Genomic DNA, 22,390 nt, shown 5'->3' with positions numbered 1-22,390 from the left:
GTATAACGTTACGTCATATCCTATAGTCACCTTAGGAGGGGATTGAGTTGAAACGAAAAAAAGGATGGTTGATCTTGGGTAGCATTCTCATTGCTATACTAGCTATACTGACGGTAATAGGCTTTCTATTCAGAGATGACGGGTCGTTAAGCGGTTTTGTTACAGAGGATGGGCAGAAGGAATACGCGGCGGCTTATGATGAGGCGATGAATCAATTACCAGAACCGGTTGAATCGATTAAGGTTAATACCGATTTTGGCGTGGTGCAGCTCTACAAGTTCCGGGAGAGCGATACACCGCATAAAACACCCTTGTTGCTGCTTCCCGGAAAAGGATCTGCTACACCCATGTGGGAGGCCAATCTAAGCGGATTTTTAGAACACCGGCCTGTATATACCCTTGATTTGATAGGAGAGCCGGGTTTAAGCACAGAAACCAGACGGATCGAAACCGCTGCGGACCAAGCAGATTGGTTAGAGCAAGTGCTGGACCAGCTGCCGGAATCAGAGATCCACCTATTAGGGCTGTCGTTCGGCGGGTGGAGTGCGGCGAATGTGGCGCTCAAGCATCATGAGAAGATTCACTCGCTCATATTGCTGGACCCTGTCTATGTGTTTGGCCCCATTCCACTGAAAATGATACTGGTATCCATTCCGGCGTCTGTGCCCATGGTGCCCAAACCAATCCGGGAGAAAATGCTCAGCTATATATCCGGCGGGGCTGAAGTTGATGACAGCGACCCGACCGCCAAATTAATCGAAACCGGTATGCGGACATTCAAGAGCAAGCTGCCCATGCCGGAAGCCATCAAGCCGGAACGACTAGCTGAGCTGACGATACCGGTGCTCGGAATTTTAGCTGGACAATCGACGATGCACCATGCTGAAAAGTCGTATCAAACGGGGATGGATTCCCTGAAAGACCCTAATAGCGAGATGGTCGTATTTGAAGATGCCTCGCATGCAATTAACGGGGAATACCCTAAAGAGTTACTGGAAACGATAGAAGCTTTTTTAGCGAAAATCGAGTAAGGGACAGGAAGGGAATTGGGTTCATGGGAAAAAAATATTCCGTAAAAGAAATCAGTCAATTGTCGGGAATAACTCCGCGAACCATTCAGTATTACGATAATGAAGGGATTCTTAAGGCGGAGCGAGATGAGCTGGGGCATAGGGTATATTATGATAAACAGTTGTATGTACTTGAACAGATTATGTTCTATAGAGCCATCGGTTTCTCTTTAAGAAAGATCAAAGAACAATTGATCGTGGGCACCGAGGAGCAGGATATCGAGAACATTCTAGATTACCAGGAATCGGTGCTCTATTCACAGAAAGAGAGTATCCAAGCCAAGCTTGACGGATTGCATGTCGCAAAGGAAATGATGAAAGAAGGTTACAACGTTCCCTGGGAGCTGTTAGCCCATCTCATGCGTTCGTTGAATGAGGTCGATATGTCGGCTTGGAAAGAATACCAATTTTCGGAGGAAGACTCGCGGCTATTTCAAAAAGTATTTAACTCTGAGCAGGCTGCATTGGATTTTTACAATGCGTTCAGAAAAATATCGCTGCAAGCTGCAGCTTATAAGGCCTCAAAGGTTCCCATCGAATCCCGTTTAGCCAGGACCTTAGCCCAAGAATGGCAACGGATGGTTCAACGTGTGACATATGGCGACGAACGGATTCATGCTGCCTTCTTAGCAGTCGATCGAAATCGGGATCAATGGAACACGGGAGAACGTCAGCTTGTAATGGAAGCAGAACAATATTTGCAGGACGTCTTGAAGCGCTATCCTGATCGTGAATGAGCTGCATTGCAGCCAAGGTTATGCTGCTTATGCAGGAAGCCTAAATCGTACGCTACTGTTTGCATGGCTAATCGTTTTTTTCTTGGCAAACAATTTTTCCTCAAGGCAACATAAGAGACCGTGCCGCATATAGTATATGAATAAGACGGTAGCATCGAAAGAGCGGGAGGGGTCAGGATGAACACGGAACTGCAGGTAAAGAAAGCGCCGTTTCAGCGAGCGAAGATGACAGTGGGTTACGTACTGCTTCTCATGTTGGCCGTTTGAGATTGATCAGGGATCTACCCGATGGAGGGGACTCATTCCTTCTACTGAACATAAAAGATGGCGTCAGAGGAAGAGCCTCTTGAGACGCCATCTTTTTTCGTATGATAACGATGGTGGGTTGCAATGTTAGCGGTTTAAGCCATACAATTCCTTCCAGGATCTGTATTCGTGAACAGCGGTTCCCGAGAACGAAGCGTGGCCGCCTGCCAATGCAGTGACCTTGGACAGCTCTTTTTCCATAAAGGCCGTTCCTTCTTCGAAGAAGGTAACGTAGTTGCCTTCATTGCTCGATTTGGTCTCAACGGCGACCAGCGCTTCCTTACCATATTTGTCGGCTTCGGCTAATTCGGCAGCCGCCAGGTTGTAAATGTTCTGGGCGGAATCCCGGTATGCCATAATGACGATCTGATCAAACTGCTGGATCATCCAGCTGCTGAGGGTCATGGATTGATCGGGCAGCTTATAGGTATGCAGCCAGAAGGTCATATCTGCCGCAATCGGCAGGTTTAAGGAATGGGCTTCCTTTACCAGATAGCGAACGTTGTTTTGCCATTGCTTCACGACCGAATCATAATTGGTTTTCCATTCGCCCAGCACATGGGGCTCGATATCAACGTGAATACCGGCAAAGCGTTCATCCGGGGCAGCAGAAGCCTGATATTCGGCCGTCCACTGGATAAAGGTTTCGAGACGGTGGCGTTCGGATTCCAGCGCCCAGTTCGGCGCACCGCCAAGGACATGCACTTCAATGCCCTGCCGACCGGCCAGGCGAATGAATTTGCGGTAATGTTCCGGACGGACATCACGGTTCATCTGCAGATAGAGTACATTGACCCCTTGGTCGGAGGCGAAATCCAGAATCTCCGGTGTAGCATTCTCAATCAGCGGAGTTTCCCAGAACCAGGTAGATTTTTGGGTGGCTTTGGCTTCGGCCGGGCCGGGTGGATACATGGAGAAACTGCAAAGCAGCAAGAGACTGCTGGATAGACAAAGGGTCAGCAAGCGAATACTAAATTTTTTCATAAAGGGTTGTTCTCCTTTCGATATCTTACACGACATGAATCGACAGGTGCATGCAACGTAAGGATTGCGCTTAAAGTCATTGTGAAAGAATTATATTCATATTTATGCAGCACTTACGTATATATCGGAGTTACTTTTGCCGTATTTTATAGGTCTTTAGGCTTTATTATGGGTGTAAAGATGCATAATAGGAGTTTGAAGAGGAACATAACCGGATAATTAATTAGGAGAAGAGTCTTGCCTAAGCAAGGCTGGGGGTGGACAAGCTATGGACTGTAGAATAGATGCCGCTTATGAAGAAGGATGATATAGTATAATTTTAAGTCTAAGGAGCGATGAACATGAATATAGCCATCATTGGTGCAAGTGGAACGATAGGCAGACGAATTACAGAGGAAGCCCTGCGCCGGGGTCATGAAGTGACGGCGGTGCTGCGTAATCCGAATCGGATGGATACGGAGCATGAACGGTTGAAGAAAGCGGAGGCCGACGTGATGGATCCTTCATCACTGGAGAAGGCTATTCAAGGTCATGACGCCGTGATCAGCGCATTTGGTCCCAAATTCGGGCAGGAAGAGGAACTCCTTGCTGCTGCGCGCACTATTGTGGAGGGAACGAGACGCGGCGGCGTATCCCGTCTGCTGATTGCTGGGGGTGCAGGAAGTCTTATTGCGGACAGCGGGGTGCCTCTTATGGATACACCTGAATTTCCGGAGGAGATCCGACCGCTCGCCCGCGCGCATGCGGATGCTTACGAGATCTATAAGGAATGTGATTTGGAGTGGACTTATGTCAGTCCGGCAGCCATCATCGAGCCGGGAAGACGAACCGGACAGTTTCGGATTGGCATGGACCGCCTGGTGACGGATGAGAGCGGTAGCAGCCGGATTTCGGTCGAGGATTACGCCGTTGCGATAATCGATGAGCTGGATGACCCCCAGTTTGTAAAGTCCCGTTTTACCGTTGCTTATTAGTTGTAATGGAGATGCAGCCTCAGTCATTGCCGCAAGGGTGTAAGGTATATCGAAGCAAAGGGGAGAGCTTGGATGTATGTTGTGACGTCTGAACAGATGAGGGCATTGGACAACCATGTGATCCATAGGATCGGTATTCCGGCGGCAGCACTTATGGAAAATGCAGGCAAGGCGATCGCAGAGGAAGTCTTGAAGTTATGCCTGAGCGAGCGGGGAAGAAGGAACGGCTTACCATCTTCCGGAACGAGCGGAGCAGCCGGAACTGCCTCCGCGCCTGCGCAGGCAAGCGGACAGGAGCGAGGCGAAGCCTTAACGGAGCATTCGACTGCTATGGGCCCCCCTTTTGCCGCGAATGATCTTGCCCTGGAGATGAGCCGTCCGTCGCCTGTCCTAGACGGAGACGTGCGATTGCCCACCGCGCTTTCTGCGCAGGAGCACTGGCTCATTCTGGTGGGCAAGGGCCATAACGGCGGCGATGGCGTGGTCGCCGCCCGGCACTTGCGTGACGCCGGCGTACGCGTCACGCTGCTCTACGCCGCCGAGCCGTCCTCGCTTACTGGCGAGGCGGCGGTGCAGCGGGATGCCGCGGCAGCGCTCGGCATCCCGGCTCTGGTCCACGGCCGTGCCGCCGTGGACTACGGCGCGTTCACCGGCATCGTGGACGCGCTGCTCGGCACGGGCGCGTCGGGCGCGCCCCGCGGCGCTTACGCCGCGTTGATCCAGGCCGCCAATGACAGCGGCCTGCCGGTCGTGTCCGCGGATATTCCGAGCGGACTGGACGCCGATACCGGCGCGCGGCATGAGCCGTGCATCTCGGCGGCGGTGACGGTGTGCCTCGCTTTCCTGAAGCGAGGCTTGGTGCAGTACCCCGGCGCCGAGTCGGCAGGCCGGGTGGTGGTGCGCTCCATCGGCATCCCTGCATCGCTGTGCCGGGAGCAGGGCGTCCGCACGCACCTGCTCACTCCGCAGGTCCTTCGGACGGAGCTGGATGCGGATGTCACGCGTTATCGCACGGCGGAAGGACATAAAGGCACCTACGGTCATGTGCTGACCGTAGGCGGCAGCCGCACGATGAGCGGCGCAGGTTTGCTCGCTTCACGTGCGGCCCTTCGCGCGGGCTGCGGCCTCGTGACCTGGGCGCTGCCCGCAAGCCTGGTGCTGCCGCTAAGCGGAGCTGCACCGGAAATCATGCTCGCTCCGGCAACAGATGAAGAGAGTGGAGGCAACTGGAACGAAGCCTCCGCTGGGCGGGTGCTGGAGCTCGCCAAGACCCGGGACGTGCTGGCTGTAGGTCCTGGACTCGGCCGCTTTGACGGCGACTCCAGATGGCTTCGGCGACTGTGGGAAGCGTGGGAAGGACCGCTGGTGGTGGATGCCGACGCGCTTAATATGCTGTCATCGTCCGGCGATTTCAGCGCCTGGAGACCGCGTTCCGCGGCCACGGTGCTGACTCCGCATCCGGGGGAAATGTCCCGGCTGCTGGGCACGCCGACCGCGGAGCTGCAGCAGGACCGGATCGGTGCTGCTACAGGGTTTGCTGCCGAGCACGGGGTTACCCTCGTGCTCAAGGGGGCGCGTACCGTCGTGGCTTCGCCGGACGGACAGGCTTACATCAACACAACCGGTACCTCCGGCATGGCGACCGGAGGTACCGGGGACGTGCTCACCGGCATCATTGCCAGCCTGCTGGCGCAAGGTTATGCCGGTCCGTCTGCAGCCGCGCTCGGTGTGTGGCTGCATGGCCGTGCCGGTGAGTGGGCCGCACGGCACCGGGGACATCCCGCATCGGTCATCGCCGGGGATGTCATTGATATGCTTTGAACTAAAAGGGCCTTCATCAGAAGGCCCTTCTTCTTGTTAAAAACGACGGATCAGATCACCCAGCACAGCACGGGGACGGCCAACGCAAAGAAAGGGGTGGCCAGGGATTGGCTGGAGAAGGCATGCTTCCCCCACAAGAATAGGAGAAGTGTAAGCGTTCCAGCTGCTGCGCGGATCCACAGATGTTCCGGATTGCCGCCCGTAAACAGGGCGAAGAACAGAAATCCGACCGCTCCGTACACGGCGGCTTGTTTGCCTTTATGCAGTGTGGGCAGGAACGAGAGGATAGCGTCGGCCGCGAGAGAGGCCGTCAACGCATATCCGTATACCCAGTGCTCCTGCGGCATGTAAAGTCCTAACCATGCCGAGGCCCTTTCAGCGCTGGAAGGCCACACCCAGTCGAGCAGGCTCAGCAATAACACGGCAATGCCGGCGCTTGCCAGCTTGTTTAACGCGTAAAACCCCATGTCCATACGGCCGGACCGTCTGGGAATACCGGTATTCATGATACACATCCTCTGCTTGATATTCATTTCCACGAACGTCCTGCTGAATCCATACTAGCTGGTGACCATCTCTCCGCCGTTTACGTGAATGGCCTGACCCGTGACAAAAGAGGAGGTGATGGACGAAGCCAGGTAGACATAGGCTGGTGCCAACTCATAGGGCTGTGCGGCCCGCTTCATCGGTGAATTCGTTCCGAATACGGCAACCTCGTCAGCAGAGAAGCTGGAAGGTATGAGCGGTGTCCATACTGAGCCCGGAGCGACGGAATTGACGCGGATGCCTTGATCCACTAGCGAAAGGGCCAGGGATCGAGTCAGGGAGACGATGGCGCCTTTGGTTGAGGAATAATCGATAAGCTCCTTAAATCCTTCATAAGCGGTAATGGAGGCCGTATTAATGATAGAGGCTCCGGATTTCATGTGAGGCAGGGCGGCTTGAATCATGAAGAAAAAAGGAAAGATATTACTTTGATAGGTGTGATACAGCTGTTCTTCCGTAATATCCAAAATGCTGTGCTGTACATATTGAACGGCATGGTTGTTCACAAGCACATCCACCTTGCCAAAGCAGGCTAATGTCTCGCTAACCACGGTCTCGCAGTTCTTTTTGTACCGCAGATCGATTTTCATCAGAAGACAGCGTCTGCCAAGCGATTCGATTCGTTGTTTAGTGACTTCGGCATCCGAGGTCTCATATAAGTATGGAATGACCAGATCGGCACCTTCCTTGGCAAAAGCAATGGCCGTCGCTTTGCCGATGCCGCTGTCGCCCCCGGTTACAATGGCGACTTTGCCATCCAGCTTACCGCTGCCCCGGTAGGCGGGGTCCTCACTGATCGGGCGCGGCGACATCAGGCTCTCTAAACCAGGCTGGCAGTTTTGATGCTGGGGAGGGAAGGCGATCGGCTGCTCCTTGCATTCGGTTTTGGAGCCTACATATGGAATGGGCTGCTGGGGCTTCATTTCATTCCTCCTCTGGTATATCAATGACATGGATTGATGATGCATTACTTATCTCTATGCATTCGCCCAGTCCCGGGTGCCGTTTACGGCCGAAATAGGAGAAAGATCGTATGCCTGAGGAGCTCCTGCCAATTTTCACACGATCTTTTGGTTGCAGTGTGGTAAAATATTTCCAAAATTTAAATCGAATGACCCAAGGGAGGACGGTCACCTGATGAAACCCGTCAAACGGTCAAAATTCCGCTTATGGGCAGGCAAGCAGTATTTTACCTGCCGGCGTTATTGGGAATGGATGAAGAGCAGTAGTAAACTCGCGCGTACTCATGCTTCAGCGCCATTGGACTATTCGGTATTCGGGCACCAAACTCCGCTAAAACGCCAGTTGAAGAATGTTGATATGTGGTATCAGCATAATAAGGCGATCAACCTGCGTCTTGCCGTTCGTCATTTGGACGGACTTCTGATCCGACCGGGAGAGACGCTGTCCTATTGGAGGACCATTGGACGTCCGACCCGCAGGAAAGGGTATGTAGACGGCATGGTTTTGTTTTATGGAGGTTTTAAGGCCGGTGTGGGCGGAGGGCTGTGCCAACTCTCCAACCTTATCTACTGGATGACCCTGCACACCCCGCTTGAAGTGAGGGAGCGGCATCGGCACAGCTACGATGTTTTTCCGGATTCGAATCGGACCCAACCGTTTGGCAGCGGAGCTACGTGTGCCTATAATTATTTGGACCTTCAGATCTATAATCCAACCAGCGACACCTACCAGCTGGCGGTACATGTGTCAGAGGAGGCACTGATTGGAGAATGGCGCTCCACCGCCGTCCCGCTCTATAGCTATGAAGTTTATGAACGAGATCATCGCATAACCCAGGAAGCGTGGGGCGGATATGCGAGGCATAATGTCATCGGGCGCAAGGTGTTCAGCAGGGAAGGCGAGCTGATTCATGATGAGTGGATCACGGAGAATCATGCGCTTATGATGTATTCGCCGCTGCTTCCTGAGAAGGGGACCGTTACATCCTGATCTGCCCATTGAGCGATCGATACGTATGTTCATCAATCGGATCCACAAGCAGGCTATCTCCCTCATTCGTTATCACTGGTTACTGCCATCTCTGCGGTTTGTTTTTCCGACCGTTCCCTGCTGCATTGACAAAAGCGCGGACACATTGATACGATGATATTAATTCTGACAAGTTGCCCTGATTTATATCTGTTAAAGTCGGATCAAGCAAGCCAATCACCAGAAGACTTTGCAGTACCATGTGAAGTCTTTTTTTTCTGAGATTAATAGCTGTTTTATGGAACGGATAAGGATGACATTATAAGGTTAGCCGAGGTGAATTGTTATGGCGAAAGCTGTTATCATTAACGGGAGTCCTACAGTCGGATCCCGCTTGAATGCGGTTATGGATATAGCGGAGCAAGCGCTCGCTGCTGCCCATTTCCAAGTAAGCCGGATCGACGTGGCGGGACTGCCGCCGGAGGATTTGATTCATACGAAGTTTGAGAGCGAGCATATTGTCAAAGCGAACGGTCTTGTGGCCGAAGCGGATGCCGTGATTGTGGCAAGTCCGGTTTATAAAGCTTCGTTCACGGGTGTGCTGAAGACCTTTCTAGACCTTATTCCGGAAAAAGGTTTGGCTGGTAAGATTGTGCTTCCGATGTTCATTGGCGGCAGTCTTGCACATCTGCTGGCGATTGACTATTCACTGAAGCCGGTGCTTTCATCCATCGGTGCCCGGCATATTCTGGGCGGGGTGTATGCAGTGGATGCTCAGGTAGCCCGTACCGAGGAAGGCGGATTCGATGTAGCGGAAGTGCTGCAGGAACGCCTGGCCTCCGCGATGGAGGAGCTTATTGAAGAAACCCGTTATCGGACAGAACGCGTTTAGTTATAATGGTCAGGAATTAGAACCGGGGAGATAGGATATGGAGGGGTATCATTTTGCAAAAGTTGGTGTTTTTTGTTGGGGTAGCAGGTACAGGTAAAACTACAGTAGCCAAAAAGCTGGCAGTCCGCATGCCGGCTGCATTTCTCGACCGTGATACGGTTGGAGGACGCTTTGTTGAAAAGTTCCTTGAAAGTAACGGCCATGATCCAAACGATCGGGACTCTTCTTTCTATAAAGAGAATCTGCGTGATCTGGAGTATGATACAACCAAGGATATTTGCATCGAGAACTTGAATGCAGGACAGAACGTGTTCATGATTTCTCCGTTTACCGCCGAGCTCAAAAACCGCGAATGGATCGAAGAGGTTATTACGTCTGCGGGGTTAACGAAGAAGGATGTGGATGTGAAGGTCATTGTGGTTGCGCTTCAGGATATGGATTTGCAGAAGGAGCGGATCATTGACAGACGGACCGAGCGGGATCAGTGGAAGCTTGATCACTGGGACGACTTTAAGAAGCGCGTCGAATTTGTTCCGGAAGTGAACTGGGATATTCCGCAAGCATCAATCAAGGTGTTTGATAACAGTGGAGATTTAACGGAAGAGAAGGTCGAGGATCTCTATCAATTTATCGTTCGCGAATAGTTCGCTTGGCATATATAGAAGAAGCGCGCCGTCACAGGCTCCCATCCGTTGTCTGTGATAGCGCGCTTTTTTTGTGGCTGCAAGGGTAGCGGCAAGCAACCGCGCTCCGAATTGGAACAGAGGCAGGAATGTTATATAGTAGATCCAGGAATTGCTTATGGAGACCAAGGAGGGAAAGGGTTGGATCGTTCGATTATGCTTGCCTATCTGAGAAGTGTTGAGCTGATGAGGGAGCGGATTCCTTCATTTCATGAATATCCTTTTAATCTGCCGGCTGTAGCGGGCTTGGACGGGCTGGATTTTCATCCGAAGGTTACTTATATCGTCGGGGAGAACGGCATGGGGAAATCGACGCTGCTGGAAGCGATTGCGACGGCACTCGGATTTAATCCGGAAGGGGGGACGATAAATTTCTCATTCTCGACCGAGGAGACCCATTCCAAGCTGCACGAATATATTCGAACCGTCCGGGGCGCGCGGAAACCGCGTGACGGGTTTTTCTTCCGGGCGGAGAGTTATTATAACGTCGCGACAAATATCGACCGGTTGGATGCCGAAGAGAGCATCGGCCCTCCCATTAAAGATTCCTACGGCGGCAAATCGCTCCATCAGCAGTCACATGGTGAATCGTTTTTTGCCACCTTTTTGCATCGCTTTTGGGGAAACGGGCTCTATATTATGGACGAGCCGGAAGCGGCGCTGTCCCCGTTCCGTCAGTTAGCGCTGCTGAGGCGGATTTACGATCTGGTGCAGAAGGATTCGCAGTTTATTATTTCCACCCATTCCCCTATCGTCATGGCTTATCCGGATTCCATTATATACAAGCTGACCTCCGACGGGGTGGAGGAATCGAGCCTGGAAGAAACGGACCATTATATGATCACGAAGGAATTTGTTAACAATCGGGGAGCGATGCTTCGCGAATTGTTTGCAGACGATGAGGAATAGCTAACATAACAGCAAGGGGTGCCGTAAGATCTTATGGATCGGAGGCGCCCTTTTTTCTCGGAAGAAATCCACTTCAAACATGAGAAATAAACTTTGAATTTTCTAAGTAATTAAGCGAATATCATCTATATTTAAGGATGTTAAGGAATGAAAATCATGAAAATGGTGTTTACAACTTAGAATTGTTGAACTAAAATAAGAACCGAGGTGAAATGCTCTGGAGAACGAAAGAGAAGCAAGCGTTGAGAGACTCATGGACATGTATCGTGAGTTGTCGGATAAAATGACGAGGCATCGGGTCGTATCTTTTCTAAGTCATCTGAGAAAGAACGATTTGACGATGAATCAGTATAAGATCTTAAGTTTGATTGAGCAGCAGGGGCCATGGCTTCCCAATCGACTGGCTGAGCATATGGAGCTTAAAGCTGCGACGATTACGTATTTGGTGGATGCGTTGGAGCAACGGGGGCTGGTGGCTCGAACGCCCAATCCGAGCGACGGACGAAGCCACTATGTCAATTTTACGGAGACTGGCCGGCAGCTTGTGCTTGATGCTCGCAGCGAGGGGGATTATGCCGTCATGGAATCCTTCAAGCAGATGGATCAGGATGAGGCGGATCATCTGTATATTTTGCTGCGATTGCTGGGCAAAAAATTATTTCCATAACGTTCAAGTCGATGCTCTCGTATCCCGCCTCCGCTCTGTTAACCAGACCTGGGCGGGTTTATTTTGTTTTAGGAGGCTTCATGTGAATACACAAGAGACACAAGAGAAATCTTCATTTTGGCTTATTATGAGCGCTGTGTTTTTCGGCAATTTTCTGGCCGTGCTGAGCATTACCACGATTAATGTGGCTTTCCCGGTTGTGATGGAGCAGTTCGATGCTACGCTGAGCACCACCCAGTGGCTGATGGCCGGCTACCTGCTCGCAACCGGAATTGTGGCTCCCATCGTAGGCTATATGGGGGACCAGCTCAGTTATAAAAGGCTGTTCATTTTTGCTTTGATAGGTTTTACCCTATCGTCGCTGCTATGCGTTGTCGCCTGGAATATCCAGACCCTGATTGCGTTCAGGATTACGCAAGGCGTATTCGGGGGGATGATCATCCCGATTACGATGACGATTATTTATCAGGTATTCCCGCGTGAGCGGCAGGCCTATGCGATGGGGCTGTGGAGCCTTGCCTCCATGCTGGCACCCGTTATCGGACCAACCCTGGGAGGTTGGCTGGTTCAATATTTTGGCTGGAAATCGATCTTTGTTCTGAATATTCCCATTGGCCTGATATCTATCGTCATCGTAAGTAAATTCATACCCTTCTACAGACTGACGGAGAAAAAGACGTTTGATTTCCTCGGGTTCTTGACCGTGGTGCTGGGCAGTTCCCTGCTCCTGCTCTCGTTCAGTCACGGCAATGACTGGGGATGGGGCTCCTGGAAGACGCTGTCTTTGCTCCTCTCCGGCATCTTGCTGCTGTTGTTCTTTGTTTGGTGGGAGCTGCGCGTCAAATCCCCGCTGCTGCAGCTCAAGGTATTCAAGTTTCCACGGTTTCGGTACAGCTTAATGCTGAACTGTATTGTGACGATATCGCTTTATACCGGAACGCTTCTGGTGCCGCTGTATTTGCAGACTGTGCTGAAGCTGTCTCCAATGGATACGGGGCTGATCATGCTGCCGGGAGCGATTGTCATGGCGGCTGCCTCGCCGATTATCGGCAAATTTTATGATCGGATCGGTCCGTTTCGGCTGGTGATTACAGGTGTCCTGATCATTGTGGCCGCCACCCTGGCCTTCAGCGGAATCGGCACTCATACTTCGGTGCTGTACATTTCACTGCTGCAATTGATCCGCTGTCTCGGTATCGCGCTGTGTAATATGCCGTTAACGAATGCAGCGATGAGTGCGGTGTCCAGTGAATATTCGGGCCATGCGTCATCCATAACGAATTGGGCTCGTCAAGGGCTTGCCTCGTTGTCCATCGGCATTTTCAGTGCGCTGGTGGTATCCAGAACCTCATACTATATGGGAGCGGGTGCCACGACCAAGGGCGTTGCCACCACGATGGGCATCGATGACGTATTTCTGATCGGGACGATGGTGGCTGTCGTGGCCATACCTCTTACATTTTTGTTACGAGTCAAAAAGAAAAAACCGGTTCAGCATGTCGCAGTCTGACCACGCCGGTATCGGGTATTTGAGGAAGGTCATTCATCCGATCGCTAAAGCATGACCTATGGCAAATGATTTCTAAATAAATCAAGCGATTAAACGATTATGCGTTGTATTGCATGAGGGTGCTGACACGCGAATACAAATAGTCTGGAACGATATCGAACGGAGAGAGAGCAGCAGAAGGTGCTGCTCTCTCTTTTACTTTTTATCGAGGATAACCTGGGTCAATTATGACAATGCTGTTCTTTTATTCAAATCAGGGTCTGTGGTAGGGTGAACGTAATGTGCTGCTATGCAGGAGGGACTTATGGATTTTATACGAAAGTTATGGGTATTCGGTTATCAGCAGGCGTTGTCCTGTATTTTTCCGGTTATCATATTTGGAGCGCTCGCATTGAGCAAAATCATTGAAATTCCAGGAATCCCGCGTTATGATCTCATTCTTCTTATATGTGTGCTGGCTCAAATCGGGATGCTTGTCAGTAAACTGGAGACGTGGGATGAGCTGAAGGTGATCTGTGTCTTTCACGTCATCGGCCTGATGCTGGAGCTGTATAAGGTCCATATGGGGTCGTGGTCTTACCCTGAGGAAGCCTGGAGTAAAATCGGCGGGGTGCCGCTGTACAGCGGCTTTATGTATGCAAGTGTTGCGAGTTATATCTGTCAGGCTTGGCGGCGAATGAATCTGCGTATTACCGGCTGGCCGCTGCCTGTGCTCACCGTACTGCTGAGCGCCGCGATCTATGCCAATTTCTTCACCCATCATTATGTATGGGATGCCCGTTGGCTCCTTACGGCGCTATTATTCGTGGTGTTCGGCAGAACGGTGGTGTACTTTGACGTTGACGGCAAAACACTGCGGATGCCACTGGTGCTGTCGTTTCTGCTGATTGGATTCTTCATCTGGATTGCGGAGAATATTTCAACCTTCCTTGGGGCCTGGACCTATCCGGGTCAGGAGCGGACATGGAGTCTGGTGCATATCGGCAAAATCAGCTCGTGGTTCCTGCTGGTGGTGATCAGTGTCATCATCGTGGCTCAGTTGAAGCACCTTAAGCTGGGCAGAGGGCCGTCCAAGGACAATCCCAAGGGAACGGTCATGTGAGGCGGCTCCGTTGATATTGGATCCTGCTTGCAGAACACGGGTAACTATGGTTAACTATAGACTTACGTTGAAGATGCAGGATGAGAACGAGTATGTTCTGAATATAGAGGATTGGAATATAGGAACAACATGAGATGGAACGGAGGGGTGTTCACATGAAAAAAAGATCGTTGGCGTCTTTGTCCAAAGGCATGGGATGCTCCACCGCTGTTTTCTTTGATCTATCCGAGGACGGGAGAAGTATGTCCATAATCGGATATTCAGCGATCAAGGATCCTTCCATTCGGTTGTTCGAATGAGGATGCAGTGGAATTAAACACCACAGGTCGCTTACCTGTGGCTGCATAGATCGGCATGCACACCACAGGAGCTCTGTGGTGTTTTTGTGTTTTTCATTTTTCCGGTAGAGGAGAGGTACGCCATGTTATTGCAAGGAAAACAGATTTATGTAAAGCCAGTAGAGGAATCGGATGCGGATGCGCTGCTGAAACTCGAGGTGGAGAATCGGGATTTTTTTCAACGGTTCACGGGTTTAAGAGAAGAAGCCTTCTATACCCGCCAGGGACAGCTGGAACGGATTCAAGAAGCCCTGGAATCAAGTAAAGGGGATCAGGGATATCTCTATGTGATTGGGCTGCGAGACACCGAAGAGGTTATCGGGGAGATCATGCTGACCGAAGTGGTGCGGTGGAATCTGCAGAGCTGCTGGATCGGTTATTTCCTGGACCAACGCCATAATGGAAAGGGTTATATGACGGAGGCCGTTCAGCTGGTGGTGAAGCATGCTTTTCAGGAATTGAAGTTCCACCGGATTGAGGCGGGGGTAATGCCGCATAACCTGGGATCGATTAAAGTGCTGTGTAAAGCCGGATTCCATCAGGAAGGCATTGCCAGAAAAAATGTAAACATCAACGGACAGTGGGAGGACCATCAGACGCTGGCTATTCTGAATGAAGAGGATCACCGGTCTCAGTCCCAAGTTCAGCGGTACAATCCCTCTGTCATCGCTCCGCCAATCGGGCCTTATACCCATGTTACCAAGGTTCCGAAGGGAGCCGAGCTGCTGGTCTTGTCCGGGCAGGTGGGAACCGATATGGAGGGGGGATTGCCGGATGATATGAAGGAACAAGTCGAGAATACCTTGGCGAACATTCAGCGCCTGTTGGCAGCAGAAGCACTCTCGGCGGATCATATCGTCAAAATCAATATTTGGGCAGCACAGCAGGTGGACTGGGTTCACTTCCATCAGGTGTGGGAAAAGTTCCATGGCGGAAAGGCGCCGGCCATGACGATGGCCTACGTGCCGGCACTTGCGATGCCGTCCATTCAGGTAGAAATCGAGGTATGGGCAGCCAAGTGGTAACCCGCTAGATAGCAAGATGATAAGATGATGATTGGAATGCAGCCGATCCAAGCGCGTTAAAAAAACCTCCGTGATATTCCTGGCAGGAATATCGCGGAGGTTTGTGTTTGTTGAAGGAGTTTTTTTGATTTTTTCAATTTTAATATCATTGGATCAAGGATTCAGGCAGACGTAATGTATTTATATTTTTTTTAATATTATTCCAATATTTAAGTTAAGAATTTTATAAGACCTATCAACAGAGAATAATTTCTCAATATACATTTTCTTAATATATTGTTAAAATTTCCACATAAAATGAAGGAGGCGAAATGATAATTTGTGAGAGTTAATGACTTTAGAATGCCTTAAGATACTTAATAAAATAGATTGGCAAGAATTCGAATCCTACTTAAAGAGAGGGGATGGGGATTAAATTGAAAAAAACGAACCAGATTTCATTAATTTGGAGGAAATATCCCAGTTACAAATATTTAACGTATACGAACATTCTAACAGGTTTAACCTCATGGGGTTCCTTCATAGCGATGCTTGTATTACTTAATCAAATTACAGACAATGGAATTCAACTAGGGATGTTATGGGCTGTAAGTGGACTTGCGCCTTTAATGTTTAGTTTTTTAGTTGGTTTCTTAGTCGATCGATTTAATCCGAAGAAGGTGATTGTTTTTTCAGAAGTATTTCGGGGAATTTTATTTCTAGGATATATCGTTGTTCCGTTACTAGGTGGTATGTATGCTTGGATTTTATTCTGTTTATTAAGGTTCGTAGGTGGACTTCTAAACTCTTTAGCAACTATTGCACGTCAAACGATCATACCTGATTTAATTGAAGAGGATGATTTAATTGTAGCTAACTCCTTTAATTTCACAATAACAAGTTCTATTAGATTACTAGGCGCTGCAGCTGGTGGAACCTTAATTTCCTTCTTAGATCTGGATATTGCTTGGATGGTTACCTCGCTTTCATTTTTTGTTTCAGCAATTATAAGTAGTAGAATTACCCTGAAAAACAATAGGAAAATGGTGAGTTCCAAGAACATCAAAAAGGAGTTTGTTGTAGGAATACAAGTAATAAAAGAACAAAAATTTGTAAAACTTGTCCTACTTGCAGCTCTATCAGGGGGAATAATCATTGGATCATTCAATTTGATGTTAGAGCAATTTGTATCCAATGTCTATGAAACAAAGCATTATGGTATCAGTTTACTCTATATATCTGAAGGTATTATCTCAGTATTGGTAGGCTACTGGTTAGCTAATAACAAGTTCTTGTTTAAGAACCCTTATAAATATGGTTATGTATATATATTGATGGGGCTGACCTGGACGCTCTTTGGTTTTACAGAGCAGCTCTATCAAGGTGCGATTAGTTTAATGTTATTCGCTTTTGTAGGTGCATTTATCGTACCTTTTGAACGACAAATAATGCAAACTGACGTGCCTGCTCATTTACGAGGCAGATTGTTTGGCCTTTGGAACACTTGTAGTTTAGCTTCTATACAAGTGGGGGCGTTTCTAACTGGAGTCTTTATATACTATTTTGGAATTCGATCTGTACCTATACTGACCAGTGTGTTAGAAGTTGGCCTAGGAATATTCTTTATATTCTATGTGAAAAAACACATTGTTGTCGGAGCGGCAAAACAGATTAATACAACCCATTAGAATATAAAGTTTTCTAATGGAATTTAGAAAATATCCATAAATTGAATATTATTTGAGTGAGCGAATTTCTTTATTAAGCGAGAAAGCGATTCCCCCCTTAGAAAATCACATCATACTTTCGGAGACAATGACTCCGAGGTTTGTTCGTTTTTTGGGGACCTGCCTAAAGGCAGAGACTCAATATCAGTACACAATGGCTTCATCGTCCCTACGTCAATCTTCCAGCATTCCCAAAGAGAAAAAGCGCTCCTAGTGCTATATTAGCCTAGAAGCGCTTTATAAACTCATTGCAAAGCTTGCGGGTGTCCCAAGGACTTTGAAGACTCTGTTACAGATCGTCAAAACCGTTGTCGTCGCCAACCTTGCCGTAGTTACGGGATTTGGCTTCGAAGAAATCGGTTTTGGTTGCGTTCAGAGCTTCATCCGAGAAAGGCTTGATCCATGGCATGCAGTTGACGTCTACGCCTTGGTAAGCTTTTTCCAGACCCATCATCGTAATACGACGGTTTGCGATGTATTTGATGTAGTCGCCCAACTCGTTCAGATCGATGCCGCGTACATTGCTGAGCGTGTAGTGTGCCCAGTTGGTCTCGAGCTCAACAGCACGGTCGATGGTGCGGTACAGGTAGTCGATGTTCTCTTGGGAGTTCAGCTCTGGGAAATCCTTGAGCAGCTGTTTGAATACTTCGGCGAAGAAGTAGCAGTGCTGGTTCTCGTCACGCTGAATGTAAGAGATCATCTGGCTGGTTGCCATCATCTTCTGGTCGCGAGCCAGGTTGTAGAAGAAGGCAAACGTGCTATAGAAGAAGATACCTTCCAGGATCAGGTCGGCCACCATCGCTTCAAAGAAGGTTTGCGGCGACGGATTATCGCGGAAGTTCTGATAAATATCTGAAATGAACTGATTGCGCTCCAGCAGAACCGGATCATGCTTCCAGTATTCGAAGATTTCCTTCTGCTCTTGATCCGAAACGATGGAAGAGAGCACGTAGGAATAGGATTGATTGTGAACGACCTCTTGCTGACCGATGATGGCCGAGATGGCTTCGAGTGACGAGTCGGTAAAATAACGCTTCACATCGCTGACAAACATCGTCTGCATGGAATCCAGCACAGCCAGCAGGGAGATGTTGATTTTAAAGGTACGCTGTTCCTCTGAGTCCAGTGTAGGGAACTGCTGCGCATCCTTGGACATCGGGATTTCGTCCGCGATCCAGTGGTTCAGCAGCAGCACCTTGTATAGTTTATACATATGAGGCATCCGAATGTCGTTCCAGTTCAAGATCCCGGAGCACTCACCTTCAATTACACGGGTGGAGCGGTTGGGTGCTTCGGTGTTAAATATCTTTTGCATTTGCATGCCAATTCTCTCTCCTTGCATATCATAGTAGGGCGGGTTGAGGGACGGGTATCCACTCTCCAGCCGCTGTAGTCCGCCCTTTGCTTGAATGTATTTAATGGTATCAAAGGGCTCTCAAAGGCGGACGTAAACTCTTCCGCTTGGATACCCTTACCCTTGTAGTCTTGTATTAGAAAGTATATTCAATCCCGCTTACAGCCGTTCGATGCTTGTAGCACCCGCATGAGAAGCGACTCCCAAAGGGAGAGCGATCCCAGCAGGAAGTAACTCAATAAACGCACGAAGCAGCTCTTATGCCATGCACAACATGAGAAGCGACTCCCAAAGGGAGAGCGATCCCAGCAGGAAGTAACTCAATAAACGCACGAAGCAGCTCTTACTCTCTGCACAACATGAGAAGCGACTCCCAAAGGGAGAGCGGTCCACGCAGGAAGTAACTCAATAAACGCACGAAGCAGCTCTTATTCCATGCACAACATGAGAAGCGACTCCCAAAGGGAGAGCGGTCCACGCAGGAAGTAACTCAATAAACGCACGAAGCAGCCTTAGTCCCTGCACAAGATGAGAAGCGACTCCCAAAGGGAGAGCGGTCCACGCAGGAAGTAACTCAATAAACGCACGAGTAACGCCATAGTCCCCGCACTACATTCCAGCGTTCCCGAAGGGAGAAAGCGCTCCTAGCCACCAAAGTAACATAGAAGCGCCTCATTCATTCCCTGCACACCTTGCGGGTGTCCAGAGGGCAGAGCCCTTGGGGCCCTCCCTTGGAAGGGAGGGTTTGGGCGGGTTCGAAATAGTTTACATTAAACTCTTAGCTTGCGCACGACTCACACTCTTCAATCGTCAACGCACGGCTGCGCACATAATACGTGGACTTGATGCCGGCTTTCCATGCATGCAGGTGCAGCTCCAGGAATTCCGAAGCCCGGATATCAGGGCGAACATACAGGTTAAAGCTTTGCGCCTGGTCAACGTGACGTTGACGCGCAGCCGCCATTTTGATGGACCAATGCTGGTCGATCAGGAAAGCGGTCTTGTAGTACCAGATTGTTTTTTCAGACAGATCCGGAGCCGGGTTAGCCACTTTGTAGGTGGTTTTTTCTTCATAAGACAGAAGTTCGTACAATGGATCGATGCTCGCTGTGGAACCGGCGATAATCGATGTGGAGCCGTTCGGTGCGATGGCAAACAGCCATGCGTTACGGACACCATTGGCTTGTACTTCCTGTTGCAGCTCACGCCACTGTTCGGTGGTTACGAATTTGCCTTCATGCTCGCCGTCGGTGTAACCGCGGAACGTGAAGTACTCGCCGCTCTCCCAATCGGAGCCTTTGAATTTCGGATAGTGGCCTTTTTCCTTGGCCAGCTCCATGCTGGATTTCACGAGCAGGTAATTGATGTGTTCATACAGGTTGTCATTATAGGCAACGGCTTCGTCGGACTCCCAGCGGATACCTTCCAGAGCCAGCAAGTGATGCAGACCGAAGGTTCCAAGACCGACCGCACGGTATTGGCTGTTGGTATATTGGGCTTGCAGAACTTCAATATTGTTGATGTCGATAACGTTATCCAGCATACGAACCTGGATAGGAACGAGACGCTCCAGCACACCGGCCGGTACAGCGCGAGCCAAGTGGATGGAATTCAGGTTGCAGACAACGAAATCGCCAGGGATTTTGGAAATAACGATCCGGGTTTGACCATCCTTTGTTACCAACTCTTCTTGCTCGACAACGGTTGGAGATTGGTTCTGCATGATCTCGGTGCACAGGTTGGATGAGTAAATCATGCCATGTGCAGAGTTCGGGTTCGCACGGTTTACCGTGTCGCGGTAGAACATGTACGGTGTACCCGTTTCAAGCTGGGATTTCATCACGCGTTTCATAATGTCGATCGCTTGTACCGTAATACGCGGCAGCTGCGGGTTTGCCACGGCTTCTGCATATTTTTGACGGAACTCGCCATCGCCTTGAGCTTGATCATAGAAGTCTTCCAGGCCAAGCGGACGGCCGTTCTCGTCTTTCCAGCCCATGATCTTCTTCACTTCATGCGGACAGAACAGGCTCCACTCCTCACGGGCCTCTACAGCCTCCATAAACAGGTCAGGCAGACAGATGCCATGGAACACGTCATGGGCTCTCATACGCTCGTCACCGTTGTTCAGCTTCAGATCCAGGAAGGACAGAATATCTTTGTGGAACACATCCAGATAAACCGCGATGGCTCCTTTACGAGTTCCCAATTGGTCAACGCTCACGGCGGTGTTGTTCAATTGGCGAATCCAAGGGATAACGCCGGAGCTGGTGTTCTTGTGACCGCGGATATCCGAGCCGCGTGCACGGACTTTACCGAGGTACACGCCAATGCCGCCGCCCATTTTGCTGAGACGGGCAATATCGGTGTTGGAATCGAAGATGCCTTCCAGAGAGTCGTCAACGGTATCAATGAAGCAGCTGGAGAGCTGGCCTGCTACTTTTTTGCCTGCATTGGACATGGTCGGTGTGGCAGCTGTCATGTACAGGTTGCTCATCGCCCAGTAGGCTTCTTTTACAAGGTCAATACGTTTGTCGGCTGGCTCGTTGTGCATGAGGAACATTGCGATTACCATGTAGCGTTCTTGCGGAAGTTCCATGACACGACCGTCAAAGTCGGTTGCCAAATAACGCTCAGCCAGTGTCAAAAGACCAATGTAATCAAACAGCAGATCGCGGCTTGGATCGATGCATTCGCCGAGCTCTTCGATTTGCTCCTTGGTGTAGCTGGTCAGAAGATCCTCGCGATAGATGCCCTTCTGTACAAGCTCTGTGATGAGCGGGTAGAAGGCACCGTAAGGCTCTTCCGGGTAGGCTTTGTATCGGCGGTTGGTGGCCGCTTTTTTATATAAAGAGGTCAGAAACGAACGCGCAGCTGCAAACTTCCAATTCGGCTCTTCTTTTGTCACAAGCTCAAGCGCGGACATCGTGAAGGCGCTGCTGATTTCTTCGCCGGTGACTTGCTCACCGCGCAGTTTAGCATTTACGCCGCGAAGCAGGCGCTCTTTATCAAGCATGTCCAATCCTTTCAGATTGCGGTCGGCATAGACAGAGAGGCGTATTTCATCAAAGGCGAGCTGACGGTTGTTCGGTTTAACTACGAGCTGGGGCATGAATAATTCCTCGCTTTCTTAGGGGGAAATATGAAAAAGGACATCAAAAAAACATTTTCTAAAACCCGCAGGCTTGAAAATGTCCGTGCGCTGTGATTCGTGAATGACGTTTGACATAAGCCCTTGAAGGGGCATGATGTTATGTACAGACGCAAGTTTAACGAACACTTACCTAATGTCCCGTAGGTTGGTGTTGGCTGCGTACAGGCAGGTCTCCTGACTCGGACTTTGACAAATCGGAGCCTTCCCCAAGACCTTGATGAGGTCCTCCAGAAGAATATTCCATGATTTGGTTCGGCCTAGATAGGATAAATAGCCGAGAGCCCTTACAGTGGCGGGACCGTGATGGATTTACACCATGCTTCCCTATTAAGCCGGACCGCCTTATAGGTTGTTCCGGCACCTATACACACTATATTTGGTTGTTGTTTATCTAATTTAACCCAATATATTGTGTTTGTAAACCATGTTCTTAAAATTGAACGCAAAAAGAATTATAGCAAACGAGCGGTCATTGTGCCAGCTAAGAAACTGTCAAAAGGCCATAACATTTCCTGGATTGTGACCGAATGCGACCTTTTCTGCACACATACCACGTATATTATCGTTTTGACAAAATACGATAGTTGCGTACTGGATCTGTGGTGGAAAGAGCAGACTATTTTTTATTGCGAATAGCGAGTTAGGGGCTTTGATATGAGTGATCAGAATTGATATGATAT

General features: G+C 49.8%; 19 protein-coding genes and 1 riboswitch. Of the genes, 14 read left to right on the top strand and 5 right to left on the bottom strand.

The genetic code is table 11. The features are described from left to right. The first annotated feature begins 47 nt into the window (after positions 1–47). Positions 48–1,031 (top strand): alpha/beta fold hydrolase, encoded by a 984-nt coding sequence (locus tag WDY75_RS27560; RefSeq protein WP_063478497.1) that lies wholly within the window; start codon positions 48–50, stop codon positions 1,029–1,031. 23 nt (positions 1,032–1,054) lie between these two features. Beyond that, positions 1,055–1,807 (top strand): MerR family transcriptional regulator, encoded by a 753-nt coding sequence (locus tag WDY75_RS27555; protein ID WP_036643767.1) that lies wholly within the window; start codon positions 1,055–1,057, stop codon positions 1,805–1,807. A gap of 393 nt (positions 1,808–2,200) precedes the next feature. Here WDY75_RS27555 and WDY75_RS27550 read toward each other — a convergent pair whose 3' ends face one another. After that, positions 2,201–3,097, bottom strand: a complete 897-nt coding sequence (locus WDY75_RS27550) for a hypothetical protein (RefSeq protein WP_063478498.1) — start codon at positions 3,095–3,097, stop codon at positions 2,201–2,203. A 341-nt stretch (positions 3,098–3,438) separates the two neighbouring features. Between WDY75_RS27550 and WDY75_RS27545 the strand changes: the two genes are divergently transcribed. Next, a complete protein-coding gene (locus tag WDY75_RS27545) occupies positions 3,439–4,071 on the top strand; it encodes an NAD(P)-dependent oxidoreductase (RefSeq protein ID WP_036643763.1) in 633 nt (210 codons plus the stop codon). A 72-nt stretch (positions 4,072–4,143) separates the two neighbouring features. Beyond that, positions 4,144–5,892, top strand: coding sequence for a bifunctional ADP-dependent NAD(P)H-hydrate dehydratase/NAD(P)H-hydrate epimerase (locus WDY75_RS27540; RefSeq protein ID WP_063478499.1), 1,749 nt, complete (start codon positions 4,144–4,146; stop codon positions 5,890–5,892). Positions 5,893–5,942: 50 nt separating this feature from the next. Here the strand turns inward: WDY75_RS27540 and WDY75_RS27535 are convergent, their stop codons facing one another. Both WDY75_RS27535 and WDY75_RS27530 read right to left on the bottom strand, forming a co-directional pair. Then, positions 5,943–6,425: a hypothetical protein gene (locus tag WDY75_RS27535; protein ID WP_006208004.1), complete on the bottom strand. Its 483-nt coding sequence runs from the start codon at positions 6,423–6,425 to the stop codon at positions 5,943–5,945. A gap of 27 nt (positions 6,426–6,452) precedes the next feature. Further along, a complete protein-coding gene (locus WDY75_RS27530) occupies positions 6,453–7,361 on the bottom strand; it encodes an SDR family oxidoreductase (RefSeq protein WP_006208005.1) in 909 nt (302 codons plus the stop codon). 214 nt (positions 7,362–7,575) lie between these two features. Between WDY75_RS27530 and WDY75_RS27525 the strand changes: the two genes are divergently transcribed. From WDY75_RS27525 to WDY75_RS27480, 10 genes are all read left to right on the top strand, one after another. Continuing rightward, positions 7,576–8,391, top strand: coding sequence for a VanW family protein (locus tag WDY75_RS27525; protein ID WP_006208006.1), 816 nt, complete (start codon positions 7,576–7,578; stop codon positions 8,389–8,391). Between the two features lie 325 nt (positions 8,392–8,716). Beyond that, a complete protein-coding gene (ssuE, locus tag WDY75_RS27520; protein WP_006208007.1) occupies positions 8,717–9,262 on the top strand; it encodes an NADPH-dependent FMN reductase in 546 nt (181 codons plus the stop codon). 53 nt (positions 9,263–9,315) lie between these two features. Beyond that, entirely contained in the window at positions 9,316–9,906 is a 591-nt protein-coding gene (locus WDY75_RS27515) for an AAA family ATPase (protein WP_036643755.1), read from the top strand. A gap of 180 nt (positions 9,907–10,086) precedes the next feature. Then, a complete protein-coding gene (locus WDY75_RS27510; RefSeq protein WP_063478500.1) occupies positions 10,087–10,854 on the top strand; it encodes an AAA family ATPase in 768 nt (255 codons plus the stop codon). 259 nt (positions 10,855–11,113) lie between these two features. After that, the gene (locus tag WDY75_RS27505) at positions 11,114–11,521 is read left to right on the top strand and encodes a MarR family winged helix-turn-helix transcriptional regulator (RefSeq protein WP_253806042.1); all 408 of its coding nucleotides are present in this window, start codon (positions 11,114–11,116) and stop codon (positions 11,519–11,521) included. An 82-nt stretch (positions 11,522–11,603) separates the two neighbouring features. After that, the gene (locus WDY75_RS27500; protein WP_231887991.1) at positions 11,604–13,031 is read left to right on the top strand and encodes an MDR family MFS transporter; all 1,428 of its coding nucleotides are present in this window, start codon (positions 11,604–11,606) and stop codon (positions 13,029–13,031) included. Positions 13,032–13,335: 304 nt separating this feature from the next. Continuing rightward, complete coding sequence (locus WDY75_RS27495; protein ID WP_006208013.1) at positions 13,336–14,133, top strand: DUF817 domain-containing protein; 798 nt, start codon at positions 13,336–13,338, stop codon at positions 14,131–14,133. Between the two features lie 155 nt (positions 14,134–14,288). Beyond that, a complete protein-coding gene (locus WDY75_RS27490) occupies positions 14,289–14,432 on the top strand; it encodes a hypothetical protein (protein ID WP_162158349.1) in 144 nt (47 codons plus the stop codon). Between the two features lie 122 nt (positions 14,433–14,554). Next, entirely contained in the window at positions 14,555–15,496 is a 942-nt protein-coding gene (locus WDY75_RS27485) for a GNAT family N-acetyltransferase (RefSeq protein WP_006208015.1), read from the top strand. Between the two features lie 527 nt (positions 15,497–16,023). Further along, positions 16,024–17,163, top strand: coding sequence for an MFS transporter (locus tag WDY75_RS27480; RefSeq protein WP_231887992.1), 1,140 nt, complete (start codon positions 16,024–16,026; stop codon positions 17,161–17,163). Between the two features lie 328 nt (positions 17,164–17,491). Here WDY75_RS27480 and WDY75_RS27475 read toward each other — a convergent pair whose 3' ends face one another. Both WDY75_RS27475 and WDY75_RS27470 read right to left on the bottom strand, forming a co-directional pair. After that, the gene (locus tag WDY75_RS27475; protein WP_006208017.1) at positions 17,492–18,523 is read right to left on the bottom strand and encodes a ribonucleotide-diphosphate reductase subunit beta; all 1,032 of its coding nucleotides are present in this window, start codon (positions 18,521–18,523) and stop codon (positions 17,492–17,494) included. A gap of 811 nt (positions 18,524–19,334) precedes the next feature. Beyond that, entirely contained in the window at positions 19,335–21,668 is a 2,334-nt protein-coding gene (locus WDY75_RS27470; protein WP_006208018.1) for a ribonucleoside-diphosphate reductase subunit alpha, read from the bottom strand. A 188-nt stretch (positions 21,669–21,856) separates the two neighbouring features. Next, positions 21,857–22,090, bottom strand: a riboswitch (cobalamin riboswitch). Between the last annotated feature and the right edge of the window lie 300 nt (positions 22,091–22,390).

The sequence above is a fragment of the Paenibacillus glucanolyticus genome (assembly GCF_037333485.1).
Classification (GTDB): domain Bacteria; phylum Bacillota; class Bacilli; order Paenibacillales; family Paenibacillaceae; genus Paenibacillus_AQ; species Paenibacillus_AQ glucanolyticus.
Note: the sequence above shows the minus strand (reverse complement) of the source record. Positions and strands in the feature narration are given on the sequence as shown.

Bases quoted from the DNA above. Each gene is read 5' to 3' on its own strand.
- WDY75_RS27555 (WP_036643767.1), top strand. From the start codon at position 1,055: ATGGGAAAAAAATATTCCGTAAAAGAAATCAGTCAATTGTCGGGAATA.
- WDY75_RS27485 (WP_006208015.1), top strand. From the start codon at position 14,555: ATGTTATTGCAAGGAAAACAGATTTATGTAAAGCCAGTAGAGGAATCG.
- WDY75_RS27495 (WP_006208013.1), top strand. From the start codon at position 13,336: ATGGATTTTATACGAAAGTTATGGGTATTCGGTTATCAGCAGGCGTTG.
- WDY75_RS27470 (WP_006208018.1), bottom strand. From the start codon at position 21,668: ATGCCCCAGCTCGTAGTTAAACCGAACAACCGTCAGCTCGCCTTTGAT.
- WDY75_RS27525 (WP_006208006.1), top strand. From the start codon at position 7,576: ATGAAACCCGTCAAACGGTCAAAATTCCGCTTATGGGCAGGCAAGCAG.
- WDY75_RS27545 (WP_036643763.1), top strand. From the start codon at position 3,439: ATGAATATAGCCATCATTGGTGCAAGTGGAACGATAGGCAGACGAATT.
- ssuE (WP_006208007.1), top strand. From the start codon at position 8,717: ATGGCGAAAGCTGTTATCATTAACGGGAGTCCTACAGTCGGATCCCGC.
- WDY75_RS27550 (WP_063478498.1), bottom strand. From the start codon at position 3,097: ATGAAAAAATTTAGTATTCGCTTGCTGACCCTTTGTCTATCCAGCAGT.
- WDY75_RS27530 (WP_006208005.1), bottom strand. From the start codon at position 7,361: ATGAAGCCCCAGCAGCCCATTCCATATGTAGGCTCCAAAACCGAATGC.
- WDY75_RS27490 (WP_162158349.1), top strand. From the start codon at position 14,289: ATGAAAAAAAGATCGTTGGCGTCTTTGTCCAAAGGCATGGGATGCTCC.
- WDY75_RS27475 (WP_006208017.1), bottom strand. From the start codon at position 18,523: ATGCAAATGCAAAAGATATTTAACACCGAAGCACCCAACCGCTCCACC.
- WDY75_RS27505 (WP_253806042.1), top strand. From the start codon at position 11,114: ATGTATCGTGAGTTGTCGGATAAAATGACGAGGCATCGGGTCGTATCT.
- WDY75_RS27535 (WP_006208004.1), bottom strand. From the start codon at position 6,425: ATGAATATCAAGCAGAGGATGTGTATCATGAATACCGGTATTCCCAGA.
- WDY75_RS27540 (WP_063478499.1), top strand. From the start codon at position 4,144: ATGTATGTTGTGACGTCTGAACAGATGAGGGCATTGGACAACCATGTG.
- WDY75_RS27480 (WP_231887992.1), top strand. From the start codon at position 16,024: ATGCTTGTATTACTTAATCAAATTACAGACAATGGAATTCAACTAGGG.